Genomic DNA, 11274 nt, shown 5'->3' with positions numbered 1-11274 from the left:
CCGCCGCGACATCCGCGCCGCGTGCCGGTGCGATGCCCCGTCATGCCGTATCCGCGAGCGTGACGGCGGCGCCCAATCGAGGAGTGCATTCATGTTGAAACCCGAAGTCGACAGCCTGGTCCCCCATGTCCCGTTCTCGCGCCGCAAGTTCATGCAGGCCGCGCTGGGCGGCACCTTCGCGGCAGCCGTGCTGCCCGTGTCGGCGCAGACGGTCACGACCGACAGCACCGGGCTGGACGTCGATACCATCGAGATCCGCTCCGGCGATGCAAGCGTGCCGGCTTATCGCGCCCAGCCGGTCGACAAGACGAACCTGCCGGTCGTCATCGTGATTCACGAGATCTTCGGCGTGCACGCGCATATCGCGGATGTCTGCCGGCGCTTCGCGAAGCTTGGCTATCTTGCGATCGCGCCCGACCTGTTCGCCCGGCAGGGCAACGCGGCGAAGTATCCGACGATGAAGGAACTGTACGACCACATCATCAGCAAGGTGCCGGACCGCCAGGTCACCGAGGATCTCGATGCGACCGTCGCCTGGGCCGGCAAGAACGGCGGCGACCTGACGCGCCTCGGCGTGACCGGGTTCTGCTGGGGCGGTCGCCAGGCGTGGCTGTATGCGGAGCACAATCCGCACGTGCGGGCCGCCGTGGCGTGGTACGGGTTCGTCGAAGGCAAGACCGACGAGATGACGCCGTTCAACCCGGTCGATCATGCATCGTCGTTGAAGGTGCCCGTGCTCGGGCTGTACGGCGAGAAGGATCAGAACATCACGCAGGCGTCGCTCGCGGACATGCGCAAGGCGATCCAGACGAGCGATTCGAAGCTCGCGCGCGAATCGGAAATCGTCGTGTATCCGGATGCCGGCCACGCGTTCTTTGCCGACTACCGGCCGAGCTACGTGAAAGGCGATGCGGAGGACGGCTGGAAGCGCGCGATCGAGTGGTTCCACAAGTACGGCGTGATGTAAACGACGGGCGGCGGCAACTACCGCCGCGGCACCGGCCGCCGTTTCATCGTCGTCGCGCCGCGCGGGTGCTCAAGGATTCGGGCCGGTCGCGATCGGTCGCGACGGATCGGCGCTCCATTCGCTCCACGAGCCGGGGTACAGCGACGCGCCGTGCAGGCCCGCCACTTCCAGCGCCAGTGCGTTGTGGCAGGCGGTGACGCCGGAGCCGCATTGCAGGATCACGCGATTCGGCTCGGTGCCGGCCAGCACGGTGGCGAATGCCTCGCGCAATTCATGGCCGGTCTTGAAGCGGCCGTCGGCAGTCAGGTTGTCCTTGAAGAAGCGGTTGCGCGCACCGGGAATGTGGCCGCCCACCCGATCGATCGTTTCATTCTCGCCGCGATAGCGGTCCGGTGCGCGTGCATCGATCACGACGCGCGCAGGCGACGACACGTTCGCGAGCACGGCCGCTGCATCGACCGTCGATTCGAGCGGCGTGGCCGAGCGGAAGTCGCCGGCGACCGGTTGCGGCACGTCGGTCGTCAGCGGCTGGCCGGCCGCTTCCCAGGCTTGCAGGCCGCCGTCGAGCACCGCAACCGAATCGTGACCGAGCCAGCGCAACAGCCACCACAGGCGTGCCGCATAGGCGCCGCCTTGCGCGTCGTACGCGACGACCTGCTGGCCCTGCTTGAGGCCGCGGCTGGCGAGCAGTGTCGCGAGCGCGTCGCGGGTCGGTAGCGGATGGCGGCCGTTGGTGCCCGTCTTGCGGCCCGACAGGTCGCGGTCGAGATGAAGATATTGCGCGCCGGGGAGGTGGCCGGCCGCGTACGCGGCTTCGCCGGCGCCGGGATCGGCGAGATCGAAGCGGCAGTCGAACAATGCCACGCTGCCGGGCGCCGCGGCCAGGCGCTCGGCAAGATTGGCGGCGGAAATGAGCGTGGTGTAATGAGTGTGTGGCATGACGGCTCCCTCGAGTGCAAATGGCCTGACACTCCAAGTCTAAACAAAAAAAGACGGGCCGAAGCCCGTCTTTTCGTTTGCCGGAGGCCGGGCGGCGTCAAAGCGCCGCATCCGCCGTCAGAGGTCGCCGAGGTGGCGGCGCAGGAACTCGTGGAAGTGCTGCATCCCGTCTTCCATCGGGCTCTGATACGGGCCGACCTGCGACTCGCCGCGCGCCATCAGCGCACGGCGGCCCGCGTCCATCCGCATCGCGATCTCGTCGTCCTCGACGGCCGTTTCCATATAGGCGGCGCGCTCGGCCTCGACGAATTCGCGCTCGAACAGCGCGATTTCCTCGGGGTAATAGAACTCGACGATGTTGGTCGTCTTCTGCGGCCCGCGCGGGATCAGCCACGACACGACCAGCACGTGCGGATACCACTCGATCATCAGGCCCGGGTAGTAGACCATCCAGATCGCGCCGAACTCCGGCGGCACGCCGTTGCGGAATTTCAGCACCTGCTCGTGCCATTTCTGGTAAGTCGCGCTGCCCGGCTTCGCGAGGGCGTTGTGCACGCCGACCGTCTGCACGCTGTACCAGTCGCCGAACTCCCATTTGAGATCGTCGCACGACACGAAGCTGCCGAGGCCCGGGTGGAACGGGACGACGTGGTAATCCTCGAGGTAGACCTCGATGAACGTCTTCCAGTTGTAATCGCACTCGTGCACTTCGACGTGATCGAACTGGTACTCGGAGAAGTCGAAGTGATGCTTCGTACCGAGGTTGGCGAGGTCGCGCGCGACGTTGCGGCCCTCGGCCTCGAACAGCAGCCCCTGCCAGTTCTGCAGCGGGCTCTTGCCGAGGTTCAGGCACGGTTTGTCGGGGAAGTGCGGTGCGCCGAGCAGCTCGCCTTCGAGGTCGTACGTCCAGCGGTGCAGCGGGCACACGATGTTCTGCGTGCGGCCGCGCCCGTTGAGCATGATCGCCTGCCGGTGGCGGCACACGTTCGACAGCAGCTCGATCTGGTTCGTCTGGTTACGGACCAGCACGCGGCCTTCCTGCTCGGACGGCAGCGCGAAATAATCCCCCGCCTCGGGCACCATCAACTCGTGCCCGACGTAACGAGGTCCTTTCTTGAAGAGGGTTTCGATCTCGCGCTCGAGTAGCGCCTCATCGAAATATGCAGTGACTGGAAGCTGGCTGTGGGCCGACTTCAACTGAAGCGCATCGCTCAGATTGGACATTCCCACTCCCGGTGTTAGCGTGAAAGCAGTGAACAACCCAACCATCGAAAAATCGATTTAGGGAAACGGAGAATTATACCCGGTTCGCCTCGCAAGGCTAGGATTAAGTGCCTGATTTGTGTCAATTTTTTGTCGGGCTGCCCTCGAAAGGCGCACACTGTGCGCTGGAGATGGGGCCGGAATTGTGCGCGGGCGCCCAAGACGGCAGGTCGGAAAATTCTCTTTTGCCGTAGAATGTCCGACTTGTTTTGAAATTTGACACCTCGTCCATGGCGAAAACCGCATCCCCAGGCGCCACGCCGCCCGGCAATGGCACCGAACCGTTGCCGGACAATTACGAGATGGCGCTCGCGGAACTCGAGACGCTAGTTGCCCGGATGGAAGGCGGCGCGTTGAGCCTCGAGGATTCACTGGCGGCGTATCGCCGCGGTGCGACCCTCGTTGCGTTTTGCCAACAGCAGCTCGAGAAAGTGGAGCAGCAGGTTCGCGTGCTCGACGGCGCGACGCTGAAGCCGCTTTCGTCCGGAACGGCCGCCACGGACGGCGAAGACGACGATCTATGACATTCGAACAATGGATGCGGTCCGTGCTTGACCGTGTCGAGGACGCACTCGGCCACTATCTGCCGGCTGAAACCGCGATGCCCGCGAAACTTCACGAGGCGATGCGCTACGCGGTCCTCGGTGGCGGCAAGCGCGTTCGCCCGCTGCTGTGCCATGCAGCAGGCGAGCTGACCGGTGCGACGGAGGCGGCACGCAACGCCGCGGCGGCGGCGCTGGAGATGATCCACGTCTACTCGCTCGTGCACGACGACATGCCGTGCATGGACGACGACGCGCTGCGTCGCGGCAAGCCGACCGTGCACGTGCAGTACGACGAACCGACGGCGCTGCTGGTCGGTGACGCGCTGCAGTCGCAGGCGTTCGTGGCGTTGACCGACGCCGATGCGCTGTCGCCGGTGCAGCAGGCGGCGCTCGTGCGCGAGCTGGCGCTGGCGAGCGGCTCGATCGGCATGGCCGGCGGGCAGGCGATCGATCTGGCGAGCGTCGGCCTGAAGCTGACGCGCGAACAACTCGAGACGATGCACCGGATGAAGACGGGCGCATTGCTGCGCGCGGCCGTGCGGATGGGCGCGCTGGCCGGCGAGACGCCGTCGGCGGAAACGATGGCCGCGCTGGATGTTTACGCGGGGGCCGTGGGTCTGGCCTTCCAGGTCGTCGACGACATTCTCGACGTCACGACCGATTCGGCGACGCTCGGCAAGACGGCCGGCAAGGACGCGGCGAACGACAAGCCGACCTATGTATCGATCCTCGGTCTCGAGACGTCGCGCGAGCTGGCAGCGCAGCTGCGCGCCGAAGCGCACGATGCGCTGAAACCGTTCGGCGCACGCGCACAGCGTCTGGCCGAACTTGCCGACCTGGTAGTGAACCGGGTCAGCTGACGCGAAAGCCCGCCGCCGCGCACACGCTACGGTGCGTGCAAAAGAATGCGGGCGCGTTTGATTTCCTACAATGGAACGACGATGTACGACTTGCTGAAAACCATCGACGACCCGGCGGATTTGCGCCGCCTCGATCGTCGCCAACTGCAACCGCTCGCGGATGAACTGCGCGCGTTCGTGCTCGACAGCGTGTCGAAGACGGGCGGCCATTTGTCGTCCAACCTCGGGACGGTCGAGCTGACGATCGCGTTGCACTACGTGTTCAACACGCCGAACGATCGCATCGTCTGGGACGTGGGTCACCAGACCTACCCGCACAAGATCCTGACGGGCCGCCGCGACCAGATGCATTCGCTGCGTCAGTACGACGGCATCTCGGGCTTCCCGCGCCGCAGCGAGTCGGAATACGACACGTTCGGCACCGCGCACTCGAGCACGTCGATCTCGGCCGCGCTCGGCATGGCGATCGGCAGCCAGCTGAACGGCGACGACCGCTTCTCGATCGCGGTGATCGGCGACGGCGCGATGACGGCCGGCATGGCGTTCGAGGCGATGAACAACGCGGGCGTATCGGAAAATGCGAAGCTGCTCGTGATCCTGAACGACAACGACATGTCGATCTCGCCGCCGGTCGGCGCGCTGAATCGCCATCTCGCCCGCCTGATGTCGGGCCGCTTCTATGCGGCTGCGCGCGCGGGCGTCGAGCGCGTGCTGAGTGTGGCGCCGCCGGTGCTCGAACTCGCGCGCAAGCTCGAGGAGCACGCGAAGGGCATGGTCGTGCCGGCCACGCTGTTCGAGGAGTTCGGCTTCAACTACATCGGCCCGATCGACGGTCACGATCTCGATTCGCTGATCCCGACGCTGCAGAACATCCGCGAACTGCGCGGCCCGCAGTTCCTGCATGTGGTGACGAAGAAAGGCCAGGGCTACAAGCTCGCCGAAGCCGATCCGGTGCTCTATCACGGCCCCGGCAAGTTCAACCCCGCCGAAGGCATCAAGCCGTCGACGACGCCCGCGAAGAAGACCTACACGCAGGTGTTCGGCGAGTGGCTGTGCGACGAAGCCGAGCGCGATACGCGCGTGGTCGGCATCACGCCCGCGATGCGCGAAGGCTCGGGCATGGTCGAGTTCGAGAAGCGCTTCAAGGATCGCTACTACGACGTCGGCATCGCCGAGCAGCACGCGGTGACGTTCGCGGGCGGTCTCGCGACCGAAGGGCTGAAGCCCGTCGTCGCGATCTACTCGACGTTCCTGCAACGTGCGTACGACCAGTTGATCCACGATGTCGCGCTGCAGAACCTGCCGGTCGTGTTCGCGATCGATCGCGCGGGCCTCGTCGGCGCGGACGGCGCGACGCATGCGGGCGCATACGATCTCGCGTTCATGCGCTGCATCCCGAACATGACGATCATGGCCGCGTCCGACGAGAACGAATGCCGCCAGATGCTGCACACGGCGCTGCAGCAGCCGAACCCGACCGCGGTGCGTTATCCGCGCGGCGCGGGCACGGGCGTGGCGACGGTGAAGGAATTCACCGAGATCCCGCTCGGCAAGGGTGAAGTGCGTCGCCGCACGTCGCAGCCGGAAGGCAAGCGCGTCGCGATCCTCGCGTTCGGCACGATGGTCGCACCGTCGCTCGCCGCTGCCGAGGAGCTCGATGCAACGGTCGCGAACATGCGCTTCGTGAAGCCGGTCGATGCGGCGCTCGTGCGCGAGCTGGCCGAAACGCACGACTACCTCGTCACGGTCGAGGAAGGCTGCGTGATGGGGGGCGCGGGTTCGGCCTGCGTGGAAGCCCTGATGGAGAGTGGGGTTATCCGACCCGTACTACAATTGGGCCTCCCTGACCAGTTCGTCGACCACGGCGACCACGCGAAGCTGCTGGCGCAATGCGGCCTCGACGGCGCGGGCATCGCGAAGTCGATTCGCGAACGCTTCCTGAGCCCGGCGGCCGATGTCGCCGGCCACGCGAAGCGCGTCGCATAAGCTGGCGCCGCCTGCGGGCGGCGTCGGTGCGACTGGCGCAACCGGTCTTCATTGATGCGGAAAACATGGGCCTGCGGGCCCATGTTGCTTTTCCGGCTGCCGCATGATGCGGCGTGCGCGTCGTCGAACGCGCGGCTTACAAGGATTGAACAAGATGAACCAGATGAATCCCGCCTTCGTGATGCCCGACGTGCAGAGCACGGTGGATACCCGTCAGATCCCGATTCAGCGCGTGGGCGTGAAGGCGGTCCGGCATCCGTTGACGGTGTGTACCGAAAGCGGCGACGTGCAACCGACCGTCGGTGTCTGGAATCTCGACGTCCGTCTGCCGGCCGATCAGAAGGGCACGCACATGTCGCGCTTCGTCGCGCTGCTCGAGGAGAACCGCGCGCCGCTGACGGTCGAGCGCTTCCGCGCGATGCTCGCGTCGATGCTCGTGAAGCTCGAAGCCGAGGCCGGCCGCATCGAAGTCACGTTCCCGTATTTCGTGAACAAGACCGCGCCGGTGTCCGGCGTGCAGAGCCTGCTCGACTATGAAGTGACGCTCGCCGGCGAAAGCCGCAACGGCGACACGCGCCTGTTCCTGAAGGTGCTCGTGCCGGTCACGAGCCTGTGCCCGTGCTCGAAGAAGATCTCGCAGTACGGCGCGCACAACCAGCGCTCGCACGTGACGATCGATGCCGAACTGGCCGCCGATCTGTCGGTCGAGGCGCTGATCCGCATCGCGGAAGAGGAAGCGTCGTGCGAACTGTGGGGGCTGCTGAAGCGTCCGGACGAGAAGTTCGTCACCGAGCGCGCATACGAGAACCCGAAGTTCGTCGAGGATCTGGTGCGCGACGTCGCACAACGTCTCGATGCGGACGAGCGGGTGGTTGCTTACGTGCTCGAAGCCGAGAACTTCGAATCGATCCACAATCACAGCGCGTATGCGTTGATCGAACGCGACAAGCGGCACGCTGCATAACGCCGCGACCGCGGCATTTTGTCCTGCCAATGAGAAAAGCCGCTCGAACGAGCGGCTTTTTCATTTTCCGGCTGGCGGTGTCGCGTGGCGCGATTCAGCCCGCGAGCGACGCGAGGTCCCAGCGCGGCTTCACCGTGAACGCATAGTCGGCATTCGCCTGTTCCGGCCAGCGGCCGAGCCGCAGCGCGCCCGCCAGCGCGATCATCGCGCCGTTGTCGGTGCAGAGCGCGAGATCGGGGTAGTGCACGTCGAAGCCGCGCTTGGCCGCGGCCGCCGACAGTGCCGCGCGCAACTGGCGGTTCGCGCCGACGCCGCCCGCGACCACGAGGCGCTTGAGCTTCGTCTTCTTCAGCGCGGCGAGCGACTTCGCGACGAGTACGTCGACGGCCGCATCGACGAAGCCGCGTGCCAGGTCGGCCTTCGCGCGTTCGAGGGCTTCGCCTTCGAGCTTCGCCGCTTCGAATTTCTTCATCTGCGTGAGCACGGCCGTCTTCAGGCCGCTGAAGCTGAAGTCGAGATCGCCCGAATGCAGCATCGGGCGCGGCAGCACGACCGCGCCCGGCGTGCCCGTTTCGGCCAGCTTCGATACTTCGGGGCCGCCCGGGTAGCCGAGGCCGATCAGTTTCGCCGTCTTGTCGAACGCTTCGCCGGCCGCGTCGTCGAGCGTTTCGCCGAGCGTCTCGTACACGCCGACGTCGGTCACGCGCATCAGTTGCGTGTGGCCGCCGGAAACCAGCAGCGCGACGAACGGGAACGGCGGCGGCTCGTCGACCAGCAACGGCGACAGCAGGTGGCCTTCGAGGTGATGGATGCCGACGGTCGGCTTGTTCCACGCGAGCGCGAGTGCATTCGCGATGCTCGCGCCGACCAGCAGCGCGCCGGCGAGGCCGGGGCCCTGCGTGAAAGCGATCGCGTCGATGTCGTCGCGGCGCGTGCCGCTTTGCGCCATCACTTCCTCGAGCAGCGGCAGCGCGCGGCGGATGTGGTCGCGCGATGCGAGCTCGGGCACGACGCCGCCGTAGTCGCGGTGCATCGCGATCTGCGAATGGAGCGCGTGCGCGAGCAGGCCGCGCTGCGTGTCGTAGAGCGCGAGGCCGGTTTCGTCGCAGGAGCTTTCGATGCCGAGAACGAGCATGGGTGCGGGCGGGGCACGCCGTTTCGGGCGCGCCGCAGGTAGGTCAACGTAACCCGAAATTATAGCAGGCGGGGGCTCACGGCCCCTGCGGGCGGCCCGAGCCCGAGGCCGGGCGGGTACAATCCGCGCCATGGAAACTTATGACATCGCCGTGATCGGCGCGGGCGCCGCCGGCATGATGAGCGCCGCGGTCGCCGGCCAGCTCGGCCGCCGCGTCGTGCTGATCGATCACGCGCCGCGGCTCGCCGAGAAAATCCGCATCTCGGGCGGCGGCCGCTGCAATTTCACGAACCTGTACGCCGGGCCCGACAACTACCTGTCGTCGAATCCGCATTTCGCGCGCTCGGCGCTCGCGCGCTATACGCCGCGCGACTTCCTCGGGCTGCTCAAGCGCCATCACGTGACCTGGCACGAAAAGCACAAGGGCCAGCTCTTTTGCGACCACGGCAGCGACGCGATCATCGACGTGCTGAAGCACGAGTGCGACGCGGGCGGCATCGCGTGGCGCCGGCCCGTCGTCGTCGACGCGGTGCGCCATGCGCCGTCCGACGGCTTCACGCTCGACACGCAGCAGGCTGGCCCGATCGGGGCACGCGCATTGATCGTCGCGACCGGCGGGCTGTCGATTCCGAAGATCGGTGCGACCGATTTCGGCTACCGGCTCGCGAAGCAGTTCGGCCACAAGCTCGTCGATACGCGGCCCGCGCTCGTGCCGCTGACGTTCGCACCGCAAGACTGGGCGCCGTTCGCGCCGCTGTCCGGCGTATCGCTCGAAGTGCGCGTGTCGACCGGCGACAAGAAGCGTGGCGGCGAATTCGTCGAGGACCTGCTGCTGACCCATCGCGGGCTGTCCGGGCCCGGCATCCTGCAGATCTCGAGCTACTGGCAGCCCGGCGACCCGATCCGCGTCGACCTGCTTCCGCAGCGCGACACGGTGGCCGATCTGCTCGACGCGAAGCGCACGTCGAAGCGCCAGATCGGCTCACTGCTCGCCGACTGGGTGCCGTCGCGCCTCGCGCATGCGTGGCTCGACACGCATCGCGTCGCGGCCGACGCGCGGCTCGCGGATCTGCCCGACAAGACGCTGCGCCAGATCGGTGAAGCGCTGTCCGGCTGGACGCTGACGCCGAACGGCACCGAAGGCTACAAGAAGGCCGAGGTGACGAAGGGCGGGGTCGATACGCGCGAGCTGTCGTCAGCGACGATGATGAGCGCGCGCGTGCCGGGGCTGTTCTTCGTCGGCGAGGCGGTGGACGTGACGGGCTGGCTCGGCGGCTACAACTTCCAGTGGGCATGGGCGTCCGGCACGGCGGCCGGGCAGGCCGCGGCCGAGTATGCGCGAGGCGCCTGACGCGCCGGCCGGCGCCGTTCTGGCGGGTTGGGGTCCGTGCCTTTGAACAATCGCTCTGCTATACTCGGTAGTCTTTCCTTGCAAACCTTTATTCGTGTCGGATCATGACGATCATTCGCGTTAAAGAGAACGAGCCGTTCGAAGTTGCAATGCGTCGCTTCAAGCGCACGATCGAGAAGAACGGTCTGCTGACCGAGCTTCGTGCGCGCGAGTTTTACGAGAAGCCGACCGCAGAACGCAAGCGTAAGAAGGCCGCTGCGGTGAAGCGTCATTACAAGCGTATTCGCAGCCAGACGCTGCCGAAGAAGCTGTACTGAACGATTGGGCGCCGCGCGGTTCGCTGAGCGGCGCACCGGCGACTCCGTGCGATCGGGTGCGATCGCGCAGCCGATCAGGCGGCGAGTCGCCGATGCCGGATTCGAGCAACCCGCTTGAGACACTGTCCCAAGCGGGTTTTTGTGTTGACGCCCATTCGCGGGCGTCGGATTCACGTTTCCATCCCGGGTGAAAGATGAGTTTGAAAGAGCAGATCAGCGAAGACATGAAGGCCGCGATGCGCGCGAAGGAAAGCGAGCGCCTGGCAACGATTCGCCTGCTGATGGCCGCGATCAAGCAGCGCGAAGTCGATGATCGGGTCACGCTCGACGACGCGGGCATCACGGCCGTGATCGACAAGATGATCAAGCAGCGCAAGGATTCGATCAGCCAGTTCCAGGCGGCCGGTCGCGACGATCTGGTCGCGAAGGAGCAAGCCGAGCTGACCGTGCTGGGCGGCTACATGCCCGCGCAACTGTCGGACGCCGAAGTGGCGGCCGAGGTGCAGGCGGCCGTCGCGCAAACCGGCGCGGCAGGCCCGCAGGACATGGGCAAGGTGATGGGCGTGCTGAAGGGCAAGCTCGCCGGCCGTGCCGACATGACGGCCGTTTCCGCGCAGGTCAAGGCCGCGCTCACGAAGTAAAACCCGTTCCCGGCGCGCCCAGCGATGCGTGCGCCGGGCGTCGTATTGTCTTTTTTCGCTCGATCCCACGGTGATTCCGCATTCGTTCCTGCAGGATTTGCTGAACCGCGTCGATATCGTCGACGTGGTGGGCCGGTACGTGCAGCTCAAGAAGGGCGGCGCCAACTTCATGGGCCTGTGCCCGTTCCATAACGAGAAGAGCCCGTCGTTTACCGTGAGCCCGACCAAGCAGTTCTATCACTGCTTCGGTTGCGGCGCGCACGGCACGGCGATCGGCTTCCTGATGGAACATGCGGGGCTCACGTT

At 66.1% G+C, this 11274-nt stretch carries 12 protein-coding genes; 9 read left to right on the top strand and 3 right to left on the bottom strand.

Features of this window, described 5'->3' with window-relative positions:
• Positions 1 to 91: 91 nt before the first annotated feature.
• Positions 92 to 967 carry a dienelactone hydrolase family protein gene (locus H3O04_RS29540; RefSeq protein ID WP_011548153.1) on the top strand — a complete coding sequence of 292 codons (876 nt, stop codon included), beginning with the start codon at positions 92 to 94 and terminating at the stop codon, positions 965 to 967.
• A 69-nt stretch (positions 968 to 1036) separates the two neighbouring features.
• On the opposite strand, the gene H3O04_RS29535 is transcribed toward H3O04_RS29540, so the two are convergent.
• Together H3O04_RS29535 and H3O04_RS29530 are read right to left on the bottom strand one after the other, a co-directional pair.
• Positions 1037 to 1906, bottom strand: a complete 870-nt coding sequence (locus H3O04_RS29535; protein WP_006479432.1) for a sulfurtransferase — start codon at positions 1904 to 1906, stop codon at positions 1037 to 1039.
• A 117-nt stretch (positions 1907 to 2023) separates the two neighbouring features.
• On the bottom strand, positions 2024 to 3130 hold the full coding sequence (locus H3O04_RS29530; protein ID WP_011548151.1) for an aromatic ring-hydroxylating oxygenase subunit alpha: 1107 nt from the start codon (positions 3128 to 3130) through the stop codon (positions 2024 to 2026).
• A 269-nt stretch (positions 3131 to 3399) separates the two neighbouring features.
• Between H3O04_RS29530 and H3O04_RS29525 the strand changes: the two genes are divergently transcribed.
• The 4 genes from H3O04_RS29525 to folE2 all read left to right on the top strand — a co-directional run bounded on the left by H3O04_RS29525 (position 3400) and on the right by folE2 (position 7524).
• Positions 3400 to 3693 (top strand): exodeoxyribonuclease VII small subunit, encoded by a 294-nt coding sequence (locus H3O04_RS29525; RefSeq protein WP_006479428.1) that lies wholly within the window; start codon positions 3400 to 3402, stop codon positions 3691 to 3693.
• On the top strand, positions 3690 to 4574 hold the full coding sequence (locus H3O04_RS29520) for a polyprenyl synthetase family protein (RefSeq protein WP_202589020.1): 885 nt from the start codon (positions 3690 to 3692) through the stop codon (positions 4572 to 4574). Before H3O04_RS29525 ends, H3O04_RS29520 begins: the two co-directional genes overlap by 4 nt.
• A gap of 81 nt (positions 4575 to 4655) precedes the next feature.
• Complete coding sequence (gene dxs, locus H3O04_RS29515) at positions 4656 to 6560, top strand: 1-deoxy-D-xylulose-5-phosphate synthase (protein ID WP_034174878.1); 1905 nt, start codon at positions 4656 to 4658, stop codon at positions 6558 to 6560.
• A gap of 154 nt (positions 6561 to 6714) precedes the next feature.
• Positions 6715 to 7524, top strand: coding sequence for a GTP cyclohydrolase FolE2 (gene folE2, locus H3O04_RS29510; protein WP_124476646.1), 810 nt, complete (start codon positions 6715 to 6717; stop codon positions 7522 to 7524).
• 94 nt (positions 7525 to 7618) lie between these two features.
• On the opposite strand, the gene tsaD is transcribed toward folE2, so the two are convergent.
• Positions 7619 to 8659, bottom strand: coding sequence for a tRNA (adenosine(37)-N6)-threonylcarbamoyltransferase complex transferase subunit TsaD (gene tsaD / locus H3O04_RS29505; protein WP_006479420.1), 1041 nt, complete (start codon positions 8657 to 8659; stop codon positions 7619 to 7621).
• A 130-nt stretch (positions 8660 to 8789) separates the two neighbouring features.
• Here tsaD and H3O04_RS29500 point away from each other — a divergent pair, with 130 nt between their 5' ends.
• From H3O04_RS29500 to H3O04_RS29485, 4 genes are all read left to right on the top strand, one after another.
• Positions 8790 to 10010: an NAD(P)/FAD-dependent oxidoreductase gene (locus tag H3O04_RS29500; RefSeq protein WP_023474428.1), complete on the top strand. Its 1221-nt coding sequence runs from the start codon at positions 8790 to 8792 to the stop codon at positions 10008 to 10010.
• Between the two features lie 104 nt (positions 10011 to 10114).
• Positions 10115 to 10327: a 30S ribosomal protein S21 gene (rpsU, locus tag H3O04_RS29495; RefSeq protein ID WP_006479415.1), complete on the top strand. Its 213-nt coding sequence runs from the start codon at positions 10115 to 10117 to the stop codon at positions 10325 to 10327.
• A 194-nt stretch (positions 10328 to 10521) separates the two neighbouring features.
• On the top strand, positions 10522 to 10968 hold the full coding sequence (locus H3O04_RS29490; RefSeq protein WP_006479409.1) for a GatB/YqeY domain-containing protein: 447 nt from the start codon (positions 10522 to 10524) through the stop codon (positions 10966 to 10968).
• A gap of 70 nt (positions 10969 to 11038) precedes the next feature.
• The coding region (locus tag H3O04_RS29485) for a CHC2 zinc finger domain-containing protein (protein WP_337249675.1) at positions 11039 to 11274 on the top strand (236 nt) is incomplete at its 3' end.

The sequence above is a fragment of the Burkholderia sp. KCJ3K979 genome, from assembly GCF_016759955.1.
GTDB lineage: Bacteria > Pseudomonadota > Gammaproteobacteria > Burkholderiales > Burkholderiaceae > Burkholderia > Burkholderia orbicola.
The sequence above is the reverse complement of the archived record's forward strand: the minus strand, read 5'-3'. Positions and strand labels throughout refer to the sequence as shown.

Coding starts and splice junctions, on each gene's coding strand:
- H3O04_RS29540 (WP_011548153.1), top strand. CDS start 92: ATGTTGAAACCCGAAGTCGACAGCCTGGTCCCCCATGTCCCGTTCTCG.
- H3O04_RS29535 (WP_006479432.1), bottom strand. CDS start 1,906: ATGCCACACACTCATTACACCACGCTCATTTCCGCCGCCAATCTTGCC.
- H3O04_RS29530 (WP_011548151.1), bottom strand. CDS start 3,130: ATGTCCAATCTGAGCGATGCGCTTCAGTTGAAGTCGGCCCACAGCCAG.
- H3O04_RS29525 (WP_006479428.1), top strand. CDS start 3,400: ATGGCGAAAACCGCATCCCCAGGCGCCACGCCGCCCGGCAATGGCACC.
- H3O04_RS29520 (WP_202589020.1), top strand. CDS start 3,690: ATGACATTCGAACAATGGATGCGGTCCGTGCTTGACCGTGTCGAGGAC.
- dxs (WP_034174878.1), top strand. CDS start 4,656: ATGTACGACTTGCTGAAAACCATCGACGACCCGGCGGATTTGCGCCGC.
- folE2 (WP_124476646.1), top strand. CDS start 6,715: ATGAACCAGATGAATCCCGCCTTCGTGATGCCCGACGTGCAGAGCACG.
- tsaD (WP_006479420.1), bottom strand. CDS start 8,659: ATGCTCGTTCTCGGCATCGAAAGCTCCTGCGACGAAACCGGCCTCGCG.
- H3O04_RS29500 (WP_023474428.1), top strand. CDS start 8,790: ATGGAAACTTATGACATCGCCGTGATCGGCGCGGGCGCCGCCGGCATG.
- rpsU (WP_006479415.1), top strand. CDS start 10,115: ATGACGATCATTCGCGTTAAAGAGAACGAGCCGTTCGAAGTTGCAATG.
- H3O04_RS29490 (WP_006479409.1), top strand. CDS start 10,522: ATGAGTTTGAAAGAGCAGATCAGCGAAGACATGAAGGCCGCGATGCGC.